At 73.4% G+C, this 15875-nt stretch carries 16 protein-coding genes; 12 read left to right on the top strand and 4 right to left on the bottom strand.

The features are described 5' to 3' along the window. Positions 1-195: 195 nt before the first annotated feature. The 4 genes from BKE41_RS05185 to BKE41_RS31040 all read left to right on the top strand — a co-directional run bounded on the left by BKE41_RS05185 (position 196) and on the right by BKE41_RS31040 (position 2596). The gene (locus BKE41_RS05185; RefSeq protein WP_012317858.1) at positions 196-576 is read left to right on the top strand and encodes a hypothetical protein; all 381 of its coding nucleotides are present in this window, start codon (positions 196-198) and stop codon (positions 574-576) included. 58 nt (positions 577-634) lie between these two features. After that, entirely contained in the window at positions 635-1300 is a 666-nt protein-coding gene (locus BKE41_RS05180; protein WP_024830931.1) for an HAD-IA family hydrolase, read from the top strand. A 46-nt stretch (positions 1301-1346) separates the two neighbouring features. Next, entirely contained in the window at positions 1347-2138 is a 792-nt protein-coding gene (locus BKE41_RS05175) for an ATP12 family protein (RefSeq protein WP_012317856.1), read from the top strand. A gap of 122 nt (positions 2139-2260) precedes the next feature. Beyond that, a complete protein-coding gene (locus BKE41_RS31040; protein ID WP_133250908.1) occupies positions 2261-2596 on the top strand; it encodes a hypothetical protein in 336 nt (111 codons plus the stop codon). A 12-nt stretch (positions 2597-2608) separates the two neighbouring features. Here BKE41_RS31040 and BKE41_RS05170 read toward each other — a convergent pair whose 3' ends face one another. Further along, positions 2609-3094, bottom strand: coding sequence for a glutathione peroxidase (locus BKE41_RS05170; RefSeq protein WP_024830932.1), 486 nt, complete (start codon positions 3092-3094; stop codon positions 2609-2611). A 198-nt stretch (positions 3095-3292) separates the two neighbouring features. On the opposite strand from BKE41_RS05170, the gene BKE41_RS05165 reads away from it, so the two are divergent. Beyond that, on the top strand, positions 3293-3553 hold the full coding sequence (locus BKE41_RS05165; RefSeq protein WP_024830933.1) for a hypothetical protein: 261 nt from the start codon (positions 3293-3295) through the stop codon (positions 3551-3553). 44 nt (positions 3554-3597) lie between these two features. On the opposite strand, the gene BKE41_RS05160 is transcribed toward BKE41_RS05165, so the two are convergent. Then, positions 3598-4131 carry a hypothetical protein gene (locus BKE41_RS05160; RefSeq protein ID WP_012317852.1) on the bottom strand — a complete coding sequence of 178 codons (534 nt, stop codon included), beginning with the start codon at positions 4129-4131 and terminating at the stop codon, positions 3598-3600. A 146-nt stretch (positions 4132-4277) separates the two neighbouring features. Here BKE41_RS05160 and BKE41_RS05155 point away from each other — a divergent pair, with 146 nt between their 5' ends. After that, on the top strand, positions 4278-5666 hold the full coding sequence (locus BKE41_RS05155) for an aminotransferase (protein ID WP_012317851.1): 1389 nt from the start codon (positions 4278-4280) through the stop codon (positions 5664-5666). A 63-nt stretch (positions 5667-5729) separates the two neighbouring features. On the opposite strand, the gene BKE41_RS05150 is transcribed toward BKE41_RS05155, so the two are convergent. Together BKE41_RS05150 and BKE41_RS05145 are read right to left on the bottom strand one after the other, a co-directional pair. Further along, positions 5730-7052: an HlyC/CorC family transporter gene (locus BKE41_RS05150; protein WP_070998649.1), complete on the bottom strand. Its 1323-nt coding sequence runs from the start codon at positions 7050-7052 to the stop codon at positions 5730-5732. Between the two features lie 60 nt (positions 7053-7112). Then, positions 7113-8690: a hypothetical protein gene (locus BKE41_RS05145; RefSeq protein ID WP_070998647.1), complete on the bottom strand. Its 1578-nt coding sequence runs from the start codon at positions 8688-8690 to the stop codon at positions 7113-7115. Between the two features lie 192 nt (positions 8691-8882). On the opposite strand from BKE41_RS05145, the gene BKE41_RS05140 reads away from it, so the two are divergent. The 6 genes from BKE41_RS05140 (at position 8883) to BKE41_RS05115 (ending at position 15842) form a co-directional block, all read left to right on the top strand. Continuing rightward, positions 8883-9281: a DUF3775 domain-containing protein gene (locus tag BKE41_RS05140; RefSeq protein ID WP_012317848.1), complete on the top strand. Its 399-nt coding sequence runs from the start codon at positions 8883-8885 to the stop codon at positions 9279-9281. A gap of 23 nt (positions 9282-9304) precedes the next feature. Next, the gene (locus tag BKE41_RS05135; RefSeq protein ID WP_012317847.1) at positions 9305-10594 is read left to right on the top strand and encodes a phosphatase domain-containing protein; all 1290 of its coding nucleotides are present in this window, start codon (positions 9305-9307) and stop codon (positions 10592-10594) included. A 125-nt stretch (positions 10595-10719) separates the two neighbouring features. Further along, positions 10720-11832 carry an alpha/beta hydrolase gene (locus tag BKE41_RS05130; protein WP_024830935.1) on the top strand — a complete coding sequence of 371 codons (1113 nt, stop codon included), beginning with the start codon at positions 10720-10722 and terminating at the stop codon, positions 11830-11832. 150 nt (positions 11833-11982) lie between these two features. Continuing rightward, complete coding sequence (locus BKE41_RS05125; RefSeq protein WP_012317845.1) at positions 11983-12240, top strand: hypothetical protein; 258 nt, start codon at positions 11983-11985, stop codon at positions 12238-12240. A gap of 180 nt (positions 12241-12420) precedes the next feature. Beyond that, the gene (locus tag BKE41_RS05120) at positions 12421-13587 is read left to right on the top strand and encodes an MFS transporter (protein ID WP_070998645.1); all 1167 of its coding nucleotides are present in this window, start codon (positions 12421-12423) and stop codon (positions 13585-13587) included. A gap of 65 nt (positions 13588-13652) precedes the next feature. Beyond that, complete coding sequence (locus BKE41_RS05115) at positions 13653-15842, top strand: primosomal protein N' (RefSeq protein WP_070998643.1); 2190 nt, start codon at positions 13653-13655, stop codon at positions 15840-15842. Positions 15843-15875 lie beyond the last annotated feature (33 nt).

The following is a 15875-nucleotide window of genomic DNA, read 5'->3' as shown; positions in this document are numbered from 1 at the left end:
CGGATCACCTTTTTCGTCACTGCAATAACCGTCCCGCGCGCCCTGCCGCGCCGCGGCATGTTTGTGAAATTGGGGCGCGATCCGGGCGTCCCGCGTGACGCATGCCTTGGCAACCGGCCGCGCCGCCTCATATGCTGCCCCGCGCCCCGCCGATCCGCCGCGGGGCGTTTTCCCGGCGGTTCGAGACCCTGACACATGAAGCTCGCGATGCTGGCCTGCCTCGCCGCCCTGTGCCTCACCGGGCCGATCGCGCATGCCGCACCGGGCGAGACGACCAAGGCGGCGCCGGCGGCGAACGGCACTCACCCGCCCGAGACGGCGGCCCCGCATCCGGCCGCCTCGCCCGCACCGGGCGCGGCGCCCGCGCAGGCCGCCCCGCGGACGGCCAACAATGCCCGCGCGGAGCGCCGGCGGCGCTCCTACGCGGCCTGCAACCGCGCCTCGCACCAGCGCGGGTTGCGCGGCGGCAAGCGCCGGCGCTTCCTGATCCGCTGCCGGCTCGGCTACGAGCGGACCCGCGTCCCCGGCGGGCAGCCCGCCGCGGCCGCGCCGGCACAGCCGGGCCGGAAGCCGTGACGGAGACCAGGATCTACCCACCCGCGCCGTCGGGGCGGCTCTCGGCACGTCGGCCGCGATGAGGCTCGTCGTCTTCGACGTCGACGGCACCCTCGTCGACAGCCAGCACCTGATCGTGGCGGCCCAGGAGGTGGCTTTCGCGGAGAACGGTCTGCCGGCACCGGGGCGGCGGGAGGCCCTGTCGGTGGTCGGCCTGTCGCTGCCGCAGGCGTTCCGGCGCCTGGTCGGCGAGGACGGCCCGGTCGCGGAACTCTCGGAGAGCTACAAGCAGGCCTACAACCGCCTGCGGCTCGACCCCGCGCACGAGGAGCCCCTGTTCCCCGGCATGGCCGACCTGCTCACCCGGCTGCGCGGGCGCTCCGACGTGCTGATCGGCCTCGCCACCGGGAAGTCGCGGCGCGGTGTCGACCGGCTGATCGCGCATCATGGCTGGGCGGGCTGGTTCGCCACCACCCAGAGCGCCGACGACGCGCCGTCGAAGCCGGATCCGACCATGCTGCAGCAGGCGATCCGCGAGGCCGGCTGCGAGCCCGAGGCCACCGTGATGGTCGGCGACACCACCTTCGACATCGCCATGGGCGTGGCGGCCGGCGCCACCGCGATCGGGGTCGCCTGGGGCTACCATCCTCCGGACGCGCTCTACGGGGCCGGGGCCGTGACGGTGGTTCCGAGCGCCGCGGCGCTGGAGGCGCTGCTTCTGGAGGGGCTCGCGACGGGCGCCTGATCGCGAGAGGCTCGCGCGCGGGGCCGGAAGCGCCTATCTCGCCTCCATGAGCGATCAGACGACAGACTGGCTCGGGCAGCCGAGCGACGGTGAGAAGCCCGATCCGGTGCGGGCAGCCCGCGGCCACGCCAAGCCGGCCCTGCCCCGGCGGTTCTACGACGAGGCCGCCTTCGCCGAGGACCAGGGCGGGTACCGGCTGACCCTGGACGGACGTCCGGCCAACACGCCGGCCCGCAACCCGCTGAGACTCCCCAGCCGGATCCTGGCCGAGCGTGTCGCGGCGGAATGGGGCGCCCAGGACACCGCGATCGACCCGGCGCGGATGCCGCTGACCCGGCTCGCCAACACGGCGATCGACGGTGTGACGCCCCGCCTGGCCGAGGTCGCGGCCGATCTCTGCGCCTACGCGGGTACCGATCTCCTGGCCTACCGCGCCGGCGACCCGGAGCGCCTCGTGGCGGCCCAGGCGGAGGCCTGGGATCCCATCCTCGCCTGGGCGCGGGACGCGTTCGGTGCGCGGGTGATCCTGAGCGAGGGCGTCATGCACGTCGCGCAGCCGGCCGACACGATCCGGGCCCTCTCCGAGGCGGTGAACGCGGTGACCGACCCGTTCCAGATGGCGGGCCTGCACACGCTCACGACGCTGACCGGCTCCCTGTTGATCGCCCTGGCGGTTCTCAAGGGCCGTCTGACGCCGGCCGAGGCCTGGGCCGCGGCCCATGTCGACGAGACCTACCAGGCCGCCGTCTGGGGGCGCGACGCCGAGGCGGAGGCCCGCCTCGAAGCGCGCCGGACGGAGTTCGAGGCGGCCGCCGCGTTCGTCGGGGCCGGCGACTGAGACCGGGCCGCCGGCCGGGGCCGTCGCGCAGATGCAATTGGGCAACAACCCCGCATTCGCGACGCTCGCCCCGTGCGGGCTGCTGACAAAGTGCGAACACTGTTTTAGAGTCGACCCACATTGTGTTCGAGTCGATGATGCGTGCCGATCAGCCTGCCCGATGCAGTTTTGAAGGCGAACTGGCTAGTTTGATCGCGACGAAGCAGTCTTCCCGGGATCTCGACGCGCGGTGCGCACTCTTCGACGCCCTGTCGGACCTTGAGCGCCGTGCTCAGAGCGCCGGAGCGCCCGACATGACCTTGCGCAAGATCGCCGAAATCCGGTTCCTGACCGGGATCCTGCGCGAGTCGGTGCGTCCGTTCCCGATCGCGCCGCTGCGGACCGTGCTGCGCGCGCGTGAACGGGGCGACGCGCGCCGCGTCGCCTCCGCCGCGGCCGCGGATCTCGACGCGGTCTGACGCCGGCGCGGCTCAGGCGGCCAGGGCGGCCTGGATCTTCGCCTCCAGGGCCGCGGGCTTCGTCCCGGGGGCGAACCGGGCGATGACCCGGCCGTCGCGCCCCACCAGGAATTTGGTGAAGTTCCACTTCACCGCCCGCGTGCCGAATAGGCCTGTCCGGGCCCGGGTAAGATGGGCGTAGAGCGGATCGGCTCCCGACCCGTTCACCGCGATCTTGGCGAGCACCGGGAAGCTCACGTCGTAGCGCAGGGCGCAGAAGCTCGCGATCTCGGCGGCGTCGCCCGGTTCCTGCGCGCCGAACTGGTTGCAGGGGAAGCCCAGGACCGTCAGGCCCGCTTCCCGGTGCCGGCGCCAGAGCGCCTCGAGCCCCTCGTACTGCGGGGTGAAGCCGCAGCGTGAGGCCGTGTTCACGATGAGCAGCACCTGACCGCGATGCTGCGCGAGCGGGTACGGTGTTCCGTCGGCCGCGGAGACGCTGAAATCGTGAACGGTCGTCATGCCGGATCACTCGGGCAAACCGGCCGGAACCGCAAGGCGCGCGCGTCGCGACATCGCGTCGGCCGCGATCCTAACGCCGTATATGGTCGATCGGGCGCGCGTGGCGTAACAGGTCCGTCAATCGCGGCGACGAGACTCGGCAGGGCCGCGAGTGAGGGGTACCGTCATCCCCCGCCTGGACCCGCCCGGGACGTGTGGATGCCGCGCTACCACTTCCACATCCACGACGGATCCACGATCCTGGACACCGCGGGGACGGACCTGCCGGACTGGCAATCCGCCCGGCTGGAAGCCGTCCGGCGCGCCGGCGACATCCTGAAGCAGGACGCCCAGCGCGTCGCCCTCGGCGAGGATTGGCGGATCGAGGTGACGGACCAGACGGGGCTGATCCTGTTCCAGATGACGTTCCTGGTGGTCGAATCCCCGGTCATGCGGCGGCACTTCGGCACCGAGCGCTGAGCCGGCCCGGATCCCCGAGCCCTGCCGGTCGGCCGTCGGCTGGTTCAGGCCGGCACTTTCCGGACGTCGAAGCTCGGGCCCTGGGGCGTCATCCGGTCGGTGGTGACGATGCGCTCGTCGGCGCCGACGATCCCGAGGCCGACGTCGCGGTCGGGCAGGATGACGGTGGTGCTCTTGTTGACGTGGACCAGCACGTGCCGCCGCAGGGGCACCGAGGCCACGGCCCAGCGCTTGAGCTGGCCGTAATAGGGCTCGCGCCGCCACGCGCCGGCCTGTCCGGGATCGACCTGCACGTTCATGTTGCGGGTGAGCGGGTCGAGGCTCAGCACCATCTTGGCGCGATCCGGCTTCCATTCCGGGCCGAGCCAGCCCTCGGTCATCCAGAGGCAGTGGAACGCCCGGCAATGGTCCGGGCGGGTGGCGTGGATGGCGCAGCCCTGGCCGGCCCTGGTGTGCCGGCACCACGTGCCCGCGACGCTCTCGACCGCGGGCACGTCGTAGACCTTGCAGCACAGCGTGCAGGCGCCGCAGGCGCGGCCGGGGGCGGGTTGTGCGACGTAGGCTTCCGGGTTGAGCATCGGTCGGGCGCGGCGAGGGGCGGTGCTGGGGGCGGTCTGACGGCATGCGTGCGGCAACGGCCGGACGCGGATCCTGTGGGCTACCTGCCGGGGCATCGGGTCGGTAGTGTGGCGGCGGTCACCCGCGCACGAGGACCTTGCGAACCATGCTCTCGAACCTCGCGACCCGCGACGTCGAAACCCTCCTGCATCCCTACACCAACCTGTCGGCGCACCGACAGACGGGCCCGCTGGTTCTCGAGCGCGGCGAGGGCGTGCACGTCTACGACACCGAGGGGCGCTCCTACATCGAGGGCATGTCCGGCCTGTGGTGCACGGCCCTCGGCTACTCGAACGCGGAGCTCGTGGAGGCGGCCCGGGCGCAGATGGCGCGCCTGCCCTTCACGCACCTGTTCTCCGGCCGCAGCCACGATCCGGGCATCGAGCTCGCCGAGACGCTCAAGGAGCTGATGCCGGTCCCGACCTCGAAGATCTTCTTCACCTCCTCGGGGTCGGAGGCCAACGACACGCAGGTCAAGCTGACTTGGTACTACAACAACGCCCTGGGCCGGCCGAAGAAGAAGAAGATCATCGCCCGCCAGAAGGGCTACCACGGCGTCACGGTAGCCAGCGCCTCGATGACCGGGCTCGCGGCGAACCACGCCGACTGGGACCTGCCGCTGCCGGGCTTCCTGCACGTCTCGCCCGCGCACCACTACCGGGGCGCGGAGCCGGGCGAGAGCGAGGAGGCCTACTCGGCGCGCCTCGCCGCCGAGCTGGAGGAGACGATCCTGCGCGAGGGCCCCGACACCGTCGCGGCCTTCATCGCCGAGCCGGTGATGGGCGCGGGCGGCGCGATCGTGCCGCCGCGGGGCTACTTCTCGGCGATCCAGGCGGTGCTGGCGAAGTACGACGTCCGCTTCATCGCCGACGAGGTGATCTGCGGCTTCGGCCGGCTCGGCACGTGGTTCGGCAGCGAGGCGGTGGGGGCCCGGCCCGACTCCATCTCCTTCGCCAAGGCCCTGACCTCGGCCTACATGCCGCTCGGCGGCGTCAGCATCGACGAGCCCCTCTACGAGGCGCTGATCGGACAGAGCGAGAAGATCGGCACCTTCGGCCACGGCACCACCTATTCCGGGCACCCGGTGGCCGCCGCGGTGGCGCTGAAGGCGATCGAGATCTACCGCCGCGAGCGGGTGATCGAGGGGGCGGCCGAGAAGGCGCCCCAGTTCCAGCGCCGTCTCGCGGCCCTCGCCGGGCACGACATCGTGGGCGAGGCGGGCGGGCTCGGGCTGATCGGCGGCCTGGAGATCGTCGCCGACAAGGCCACCAAGCGGCAGTACGACCCGAAGAAGGGGGTGGCCGCCCGCTGCGTCGCCTTCGCGCAGGGCGAGGGGCTGATCGTGCGCGCGCTCGCGGGGGACCGCGTCGCCGTCTGCCCGCCGCTCATCATCGCGCCGGACGAGATCGACGCCCTGTTCGACCGGCTCGGCCGCGCGCTGGACCGCACCCGCGACTGGATCCGCGCCGAGGGGCTGGAGGCGATGCCGGGCTGAGGACCGCCCCGCGCGCGTGGCGGCGCGGGCGCACATCCCGGCCGCGCTCGGCGCGCGCCGCCGTCACACCGCGTCGCGCGGCGCGTCCGGCAGCGCGGCGGCCTGGATCCCCGCCGAGGTCAGCGGCGTGATGCGCAGCGTGGTGATGCGGTTCTTGGCCTTCCGCAGCACCTGGAAGCGGAAGCCGTGGAAGTTGAAGGCCGTTCCCTGATCCGGGATGGTCCGGGCCTCGTGGATGACGAGGCCGGCGATCGTGGTCGCCTCCTCGTCGGGCAGGTTCCAGTCCATGGCCCGGTTCAGGTCGCGGATGGGCACGCCGCCGTCGACGTTCACCGACCCGTCCCCCTGCGGGCGCACGCCCGAGACGGTGACGTCGTGCTCGTCGGCGATGTCGCCGACGATCTCCTCCAGGATGTCCTCCAGGGTCACGAGCCCCATCACTTCGCCGTACTCGTCGACCACCAGGGCGAAGTGGGTCTTCTTGGTCAGGAAGGCCTTGAGCTGGGCGCGTAGCGACGTCGTGCCCGGCACGAACCACGTCTCGAGGGCCAGCGCCTCGACCTTGAGGCCGGAGGCGTCGCCGCCCGCGGCGTCGAGCGCCCGCAGCAGGTCCTTGGCGTGGAGGACGCCGACGATGTTCTCGGGCGTGCCGCGCCACAGCGGCATGCGGGTGTAGGGCGAGGACAGCACCGCCCGGACGATGTCCTCGGAGGGCTGGTCGGCGTCGATCGCCCGCATCTTGGTGCGGTGGACCATGACGTCGGAGACCGACAGGTCCGACAGGTCGAGCAGGCCGCCCAGCATGTCGCGCTCGGCCTTGGCGACGCCACCCTCCCGGTGCATCAGCGCCACCTGGCCGCGCAGCTCCTCGGCGGCGGTGAGGATCGACTGGTGCTCGCCGATCGTGACGCCGAACGGCTTCAGCATCACCCGCACGACCTGCTCGATGGCGAGCGCCAGCGGGCCCATCAGCGCCACCGCGAAGGCCACGGGCCGGGCGGTGAGCAGCGCGGTCTTGTCGGGCTTCGAGATCGCCAGCGTCTTCGGCAGCACCTCGGCGAAGACGATGACCAGCACCGACATGCCGACCGTCGCGTAGATGACGCCGCTCTTGCCGAACAGCGCGGTGAGCACGCTGGTGGTGAAGGCCGAGGCGCCGATCGCCACGATGTTGTAGCCGATCAGCATCGCGCCGATGAAGCGCTCGCGGATCGCCAGGATGCGGTTGACGATCGCGGCGCGCGGGTCGCCCGCCTGCTCGAGGGCGTGCATCCGGGCCCGCGAGGCGGCCGTGAAGGCGGTCTCCGCGCCCGCGAAGAAGGCCGAGAGCAGCAACGAGATCGCCACGATGCTCGCGGCGAACCACAGGTCGATATGGGTTTCCATCGGGTCCGTCAGGCACGCCTCGCGCGGCTTGTCGGCCGCCCATATAGCGCCTCCTGCGACTTATTGCGCGCCGATCGGGCGCACCGTCCACGTCGCCCAGTAGACGGGCCGCCCGTACAGGCTCGACGCGTCGCGCCCGGAGGCGGTCGGGGCGAGCCGGTCGAGCCAGGTCAGGAAGCCCGCCTTGTTCGGGTAGATCGCCGGCGTGTCGAGGTTGCCCTCCGCGTCGGTCATCCAGAAATGCGCGCTGCGGTCGTACCGGCCGCTGCCGTCGCCCCCCGAGCGCAGCCCGAGATAGGCGGCGGAGCGGCCCGCTTCCACCGGATCGGCGTAGAGCTTGAGGGCGCCGATCCCGTCGAGGTTCAGGTCGGCCGTGTACTGCAGGCAGATATCCGCCACCGGGCCGCCCGGGGCATTGGCGGGCCGCTGGCACGTGTAGGACACGGCCCAGCGCTGCATGCCCTTGGCCCGGGCCACCCGCACCAGGGTTCCGGGCGGCAGCGGCCCGGCGAGCTTGCGCGCCGTCGACCAGACCTTCGGCCCCGACAGGTCCTGCGCCGTGCGCAGGAACAGCCCGGTGCGGCGCTTCTCGGGGGCGAGGCCGCAATCCTCGGGCAGCACGTCGGTGTAGACGTAGTGATAGGTGCGGTCGACGACGCTGATCGAGCCGGCGAGGCCGTGGGTCTCGAAGGCGGGCGCCGCGCAGGCCGACGTGACGGGCTTGCCCGCCTCGTCGACCACCGCGGCGGGGACGGGCGGGTCGGCGCGCCGGCCGCGGCCGGCGCCGGCCTCGAACGGCGTCCAGGTCAGCCCGTAGCCGTCGGCGGTGCGGGTCCGGATCTCGAAGGTCTGGAAGTCGAGGGTGCGCGCCTCGATCTGGACGCGGCGCCGGACGTCCGCCGGCCCCGTGGCAGGCTCGTCCCGCTCCGTCCGCCGGCGCCGGCGCCGGCCGCGGCGCTCGGTGTCGGCCCCGTCGCCGCCGGTGACGCCCACGCGCTCCTGCCCGAGCAGGAAGACGTAGCTGTAGGCCTCGCCGGCCCAGGTCCGGCCCGTCACCGCGATCGGGTCGCGCGGGCCGATGCCCTCGGCGGACGGCGTCGGTTCGGACCAGCCCCGCGTCCGCGCGCGCTCCTCCGGCAGGTCGACCCAGAATCGGTCGGCCGAGGGCGGCAGCGTCGTGACCAGGGCTTCGAAGGTGCGGCCGGTGCGCAGGGCGCCGCCGTCGCGGCTGTCCGTGGCGCGCCGCTCCGGGCAGGGCTCGTCCCGGCGGGACGCCGCCGGGGTCTGGCCCTGGAACACGGCCTGGAGCGGGCCGGGCGCCTCGGAGCGTGCGAGCCGCAGGATCTGCACGCCGCGCACGAAGGCGCAGGGGGCCGGCGCGATCAGGACGCCCTCGGCCTCCGAGCCCTCGCGGCAGATCTCGAGCGCGCCGCCGCCGGTCAGGAAGCAGCTCGGGGCGCTCCCCTCGTAGCCGGTGGGCCGGGCCTCGGCGGATCGCGTCCCGATGAGCGAGGATCCGGCCAGCGCCGCGAGCGCCGCGAGGTGCAGGCGGCCGCCCGACCGCCGGGACGCGACGCCGCGTGCAGGAGGAATGACGGTATCGGCCGGCGACGTCCTGACAGTCTTAATAGAAATCACGTCTATCGCCGATGTCGATCCGGGTGTCGGATTAGTCTCGCAGCCTCTATCCCAGGGGCGCTGAGCCGGAAAGTGGCGCGGACCACGCAACCCACCTTCGATGGGGACGGGGCGAACCCGGCGCCCGCTCGCCCGTTGTCGCGGCTTGAGGGCCCCGCTTGCCCGACCCCGTCAGCGTCCGGAGATCAGCGCATGGATATCGCCGTCGAAACCGTCACCGACATCGTCATGCGGCTGCGCGCCGTCGAGGTGAAAGAGGGCAACACCGACCCGGATTCTGGTTCGAACCCGATCGACGACGGCGCCACCGACGTCCTGGTCTCCGGCACCGACGACGCGACGGAATCCGAGGTCCGGGGCATGATCGCCGGGCTCGACGACGATTCCCGTGCCGAACTGCTCGCCCTCCTCTACGTCGGGCGCGGCGACATGGAACCGGAAGAGTGGAGCGAGGCGGTGCGCTTCGCCCGCGAGCGCGAGGCCGCCGGCGAGGGCGCCGTGCGGGAACTGCTCGGCAGCCCCGATGCCGGCGATCTCCTGGAGGAGGGCCTCGACGCGATGGGGCTCAGCCCCGAACTGCCGCAGGCCTGAGCGCCTGACGGCGGCCGGTCGCCATGGTCTCGCGCGCGCGCAGGGGCGCCACCAAGGCCCTGCGGGTCCTCACCCGGCCGGTCCGTCGCGCGCAGGGGCGTGGCGGCAAGGGCCGGGGCGGGCTCGTGGTCGAGCCGTACCGCGGCTACGGATCCCGCGACGAGGTGTTCCTGATCGGCCGCGTCTTCCGGCAGTCGCCGGGGATCCCCGGCGAGGATCCCGAGTCCCTGCGGGCGCAGTGGCGCGACCTGCGCCGCCGCATCGCCCGGCGGACGATCGCCGGCGCGGGCGTGACCGCCCGGTTCGGCGACGACGCCGTGCGGGTCGAGACCGACCGGGACGGCTATTTCCGCGTGCACCTGCACCCGCGGACGCCCCCCACCGAGGCGGGTGACTGGCACGCGGTCGACCTCCTCCTCGATGCCGATCCGCCGATCCCCGCCGAGGGCGCGGTGTTCATCCCGCACGACCGCTGCCGCTGCGTCGTGGTCAGCGACATCGACGACACGGTGATGCGCACCGGCGTCGCCAACAAGCTGAAGATGCTCTGGCGCCTGTTCGTCGAGGATGCCGAGAGCCGGGTCGCCTTCCCGGGCGTCGCCGCCCTCTACCGCGCCCTCCACGCGGGCGCCGGAGGCGACGAGGGCAACCCGATGCTCTACGTGTCCCGCGCGCCCTGGGGCCTCTACGAGATGCTGTCCGAGTTCTTCCAGCGCCACGGCATCCCGGCCGGGCCGGTGCTGTTCCTGCGGGAATGGGGCCTGTCCTGGACTCACCCGCTGCCGCGCCGGGCCACCGACCACAAGCAGGCGCTGATCCGGCACATGCTTGCCCTCTACCGCGATCTGCCCTTCGTGCTGATCGGCGACAGCGGCCAGCACGACCCGGAGGTCTACGCGCAGATCGTCGAGGAGAATCCCGGGCGGGTGCTGGCCGTCTACATCCGCAACGTGTCCCGCGACGCCGCGCGGGTCGAGGAGATCGTCCGGCTCGCCGGTGCCGTCGCCCGGGCCGGATCGAGCCTCGTGCTCGCCGCCGACAGCGTCGCCATGGCCGAGCACGCCGCCGCCATCGGGCTGATCGCGCCCGGGGCGGTGGCCGGCGTCGCCGACGAGCACGCCGCGGCGGCCGAGACCGGGCCGCGCCGGGAGACTGCGCGGATCACGCCGGAGCCATCGGGCGTTGCCGACGCGACGGATGACCCGATCGGGCCCGAGGCGATCGCCGAGGCGCTCGCCGGCGACGGCACCGTGCCGGCGACCCTGGTGGTCGAGCCGGAGACGCCGGCCGCGCTCCCGCGGCTCGGCGCGTGAACGCGCGGCCACGATCGTAACCCGGGCCGCTGTCGCGCTCGGCCCCGTCCCATAGTTTCCGAGCCGGCGCAGCGGGCACCCGCCGGGACGGGTTCGCAGGCCGGGCTGCCGCTGGAGGAACCGAGATGCGTTCGAGCCTGTCCGCGCTGCTGATGATCGCCTGCGGCACCCAGGTCGCCTTCGGGCAGGCCGCGCCGGCGGAGAGGCCGGCTCCGGGTTTCGAGCAACTGGAAGCCGAGATGGGTGCCGCCAACGCCGCCCCGGGTCCGCGGACGGTCCCGGCCAAGGTCGTGCCCGTGCCCGACACGACGAGCCCGCAGTTCCGAACCGCCGTGGCGGCGCCCTACCGCGTGCCGGCCTGGAACGCGAACCCGCCGGACGCCGCGGCCTGGAAGGCGCTGGTCGACAAACTCGCTGCTGCCGGAGCCGCCACCCTCCCGGCCCTGCGCGAGAAGCTCGGCGTCACCAGCGAGGCCGCGGTGATCGGCGGCGTGAAGGCCTTCGTGGTCCAGCCCCGGCAGATGCCCGAGGCGAACCGCAACCGGCTGCTCCTGCACATCCACGGCGGCGGCTACGTCTACAATCCCGGCGAAGCCGGCACGCTGGAGGCGATCCTGATGGCCGGCCTCGGCGGCTACAAGGTCATCTCGGTCGATTACCGCATGCCGCCGGATGCCCCCTACCCGGCGGCCATGGACGACGCCACCGCCGTGTGGCGGGCGATGCTGTCCATGCAGAAGCCCGGGAATATGGCGGTCTTCGGCACTTCCACGGGCGGCGGCATGACCCTGGCCCTGATGCTGCGCGCCAAGGCCGAGGGTCTGGCGCTGCCGGCGGCGATCGGCCTCGGAACACCCTGGTCGGACATGACCGAGACCGGCGACAGCTACCGGACCAACGAGTGGCTCGACAACGTCCTCGTCAGCTATTCCGGCTACCTGACGCCGGCCGCGAAGCTCTACGCCGCCGGCCGCGACCTGAAGGACCCGCAGCTCTCGCCGATCTACGGCGACTTCACCGGCTTGCCGCCCGCGATCCTGGTCACCGGCACCCGCGACCTGTTCCTGTCGAACACGGTGCGCACCCACCGGAAGCTGCGCGCCGCCGGGATCGACGCGTCGCTGCAGGTGTTCGAGGGCATGTCCCACGCCCAGTACCTGTTCACGCCGGACGCGCCCGAGACCCGGGAGGTGTTCGGCGAGATGGCGCGCTTCTTCGACGGGCATCTCGGGCGCTGAGGCGCGGCGGGGCGGGCTTGCGCGGAGCTTGCGCTCACGAAATGGTGCAATGCAGCATTTCGGTGGGATGGGTTCACATCGCGGCCGCGATGCCTAGGTTCGGGCGCTCGCATGCCGGTTCACGCTCCTCGAGCCTCCTGGAGGCCATCCGTGCAAACCTACACCCTCGCCATCGCCGACGGCGTCCTGTTCGCCTGCCTGCCCGACGAGGCCGACATCTCGGCCGCGATCACGGACGCGACCGCCACCAATTACGGGTTCGGACTCAGCCTCGACATCGTCCGCGGGGCGACCCTCACCGACGCGGCGGGTCCAGAGGACGAGGTCGTGTGGCAGGAGGGGCCCGACAGCGAGCTGCTCGACGCGCAGGGACGGCGTTACCGCTACGCCGTCCGCCGGCCCTGCTGAGAACGCCGTGCCGAGCCGCTGACGCGGGCCCGTCCCGCAATGCTAGGCTCCGCCCGTCCGGGCGGGAGACTGTGGCGTGCGGGACTTTGCTCGAGGACTCGCTCCGGGCGCCGTCGTCCCGGGCAGGCCGTCCCCCGCGCGGAATGACGGGGTGAAGACCCGTCCGGTGCGAACATCCCGATGAGGGCCGAGGGGAGCAGCGCGGAACGGCGCGGCGGGCTCGCCCGGTTTCTCGCCCTGTACGCGGCGCTCTACGGCGCCTACGGCGTCCTGTCGCCGGTGCTGCCGGGCTTCCTCGCCGCGCGCGGTCTGACACCCGGCGAGATCGGTCTCCTCCTCGCGGCCGCGGGCGCCCTGCGCCTCGGGATCGGGCCCCTGGCCGGCGCCTTCGCCGACCGCCACCGGGCCGGCCGATCCGTCCTGGCAGCGAGTCTCGCGCTGGCCGGGCTCAGCGCCCTGGCGCACCTGCCCGGCGCCGGGCTAGCGCAATTGATCGGTCCGGCGCTCCTCTACGCGGCGGGCACCGCGGCCCCGGCGCCCCTCGCCGACGCGCTCGCGCTGGCCGCCGCACGGGGCGGTGCGGCGTTCCAGTACGGCTGGGTCCGCGGCGCGGGCTCGGCCGCGTTCATCGCCGGCACAGCCGCGGCCGGCTGGCTGATCGGCCTCTACGGCCTCGCCGCCGCCCTCGTGGCGAGCGGCAGCCTGTTCCTGGCCGCCGGCGCGGCGGCCCTGGCCCTGCCCGCCGGCCCGGGCGTCGCGGCTCGGGCCGGGGCGCCGTGGCACGGCTTCGCCGCCCTGGTCGCCCTGCCGCGCTTCCGCCGCACGGTGCTCGTCGCCGGCCTGGTGATCGGCGCGCACGCGATGCACGACGGCTTCGCCATGATCCTGTGGCGGTCCGCCGGGATCGCGGCGACCACCGCCGGCCTGCTCTGGTCGGTCTCGGTGGCCGCCGAGGTCCTGGTGTTCCTGCTGGTCGGGCCGCCCCTGCTGGCGCGGATCGGCCCCGCGGCCGGCGTCGCGGTGGCGGCCTGCGCGGGGGCCCTGCGCTGGGCGGTGCTGGGATCCACGACCGCGATCCCGTGGCTCGCCGCCGCCGAGTCCCTGCACGGGCTGAGCTTCGCCCTCCTGCACCTCGCCTGCCTGAGGCTCATCGAGGCGTCGACGCCGGCCGATCTCAGGACGACCGCGCTGGCGCTCTACGGGACGCTGGGCCTCGGCCTCTCAGGGGTCGCGGCGACCCTGGCCTCCGGGGCTCTGTACGGCGCGTTCGGCGCACCGGCCTTCTGGGCCATGGCGGCGCTGAGTCTCGCGGCCCTGCCGCTCGTGCCGGCGCTGCGGGATCGCTGAAGCGGCGGGTTCTTTTCCCGCGCCTATGGTACGGACCCGGAACGGACCCGCCCGAAAAGCCCCGCATGCCCGTCGTCGCCGAGATCCTGATCCCGCTCGCCCTCGATACGCCCTACAGCTACGTGGCGTCGGCCGGGCTCGACCTCGCCGCGGGCGACGTGGTGCAGGTGCCGCTCGGCCCGCGCGAGATCGTCGGGGTCGTCTGGGGCGTCGCCGAGACGCCCGGCGGCTCGAACCTCCGGCCGGTGACCGGCCGCCTGCCCTACCCGCCCCTCTCGGACCCGCTGCGCAGCCTCGTCGACTGGATCGCCCGCTACACGCTGGCGCCCAAGGGCTCGGCGCTGGCCATGGTGCTGCGGCTGCCCGACGAGGCGGCGGCCGGCGAGACCGCCCGGGTCGCCGTGCGCCTCACCGACAAGCCCCCGTCCCGGCCGACTCCGGCCCGCACCAAGGTGCTCGCCGCGGCGGCCGACGGCGCCCTGCGCGGCAAGAGCGCGCTCGCCAAGGAGGCCGGCGTCTCGCTCTCGGTGGTCGACGGGCTGATCGATGACGGCGTCCTCGAGACCGTGGCGGTTGAGCCCGAGCCGGTCGCGCCGCGGCCCGACCCGGACTTCCCGCGGGCGCCGCTCTCGCCCGCGCAGGCCGAGGCCGTGTCGGCCCTCGTCGCGCCCTTCCCGTGGGACCGGCCGCAGCCGCAGGAAGCCGACGATCTCCGCCCGGTCCTGCTGGAGGGCGTCACCGGCTCGGGCAAGACCGAGGTCTACTTCGAGGCGGTGGCGGCCTGCATCCGCGCCGGGCGCCAAGCACTGATCCTGATGCCCGAGATCGCCCTGACGGCGCAGTTCCTCGACCGGTTCGCCGCGCGGTTCGGGGTCCGGCCGGCCGCGTGGCATTCGGGGATCGGCGGCAGGCGGCGCGAGCGCCTGCGCGCCGCCGTGGCCGAGGGCGAGGCGCTCGTCGTGGTCGGCGCGCGCTCGGCCCTGTTCCTGCCCTTCGCGCGGCTCGGCCTGATCGTGGTCGATGAGGAGCACGAGACCGCCTACAAGCAGGAGGACGGCGTCCATTACCACGCCCGCGACATGGCGGTCGTGCGGGGGCGCCTCGAGGGCTGCCCGGTCGTCCTGACCTCGGCGACGCCCGCCATCGAGACCCGCGTCAACGCCGCGCGGGGGCGCTACCGGCACGTCCTGCTCCCCGAGCGCTTCGGCGGGCGGCGCCTGCCCGACATCGCCGCCATCGACATGCGCCTCGACCAGCCCGAGCGGGGCCGCTTCCTGAGCCCGCCGCTGGTCAACGCCGTGAAGAACACCCTGGAGCGCGGCGAGCAGGCGCTGCTGTTCCTCAACCGCCGGGGCTACGCGCCGCTGACCCTCTGCCGGGCCTGCGGCCACCGCTACCAGTGCAAGAACTGCTCGACCTGGCTCGTGGAGCACCGGTTCCGCCGGGCGCTGGTCTGCCACCAGTGCGGCTACGCGGAGCGCCGGCCGGAGGCCTGCACCGAGTGCGGGACCTTCGACAATCTCACCGCGTGCGGGCCCGGCGTCGAGCGGATCGCCGAAGAGGCCGCCGAGATGTTCCCCGACCGGCGCATCGTCGTCCTGTCGAGCGACTTCCCCGGCGGCGCCGAGCGTCTGCGCCAGGAACTCGACGCCGTGGCGGCGGGCGAGTGCGACGTCGTGATCGGCACGCAGCTCGTGGCCAAGGGCCACAACTTCCCGTTCCTGACCCTGGTCGGCGTCCTCGACGCCGATATCGGCCTGACATCGGGCGACCCGCGGGCAGCCGAGCGGACTTTCCAGCTGCTCCAGCAGGTCACCGGGCGCGCCGGACGCGGCGAAAAGCCCGGGCGCGCCCTGGTCCAGACCTACCAGCCGGACCACCCGGTGATCGCGGCGCTCCTCTCGGGCGACGCCGAGCGCTTCTACGCGGAGGAGATCCAGGCCCGCGAGGCGGCCGGCCTGCCGCCCTTCGGGCGGCTCGCGGCCCTGATCGTCTCGGCGAGCGAGCGCGAGGTCGCGGAGGCGCACGGTCAGGCCTTGGCCCGCGCCGCCGAGCCGCCGGAGGGCGTGATGGTGCTGGGGCCCGCCGAGGCGCCGCTCGCCCTGGTGCGCGGCCGCTACCGCTTCCGGCTGCTCGTGAAGACCGAGCGCAACGTCGATCTCCAGGCCTACCTGCGCGCCTGGATCGCCCGGGGCCCGAAGGTGCGGGGCAACGTGCGGGTCGCCATCGATGTCGACCCGCAGAGCTTTTTGTAGGAGACTTCGCGGACCTCCCGGCCTTGTGAACGC

The organism is Methylobacterium sp. C1, from assembly GCF_001854385.1.
Lineage (GTDB): Bacteria > Pseudomonadota > Alphaproteobacteria > Rhizobiales > Beijerinckiaceae > Methylobacterium > Methylobacterium radiotolerans.
Note: the sequence above shows the minus strand (reverse complement) of the source record. Positions and strands in the feature narration are given on the sequence as shown.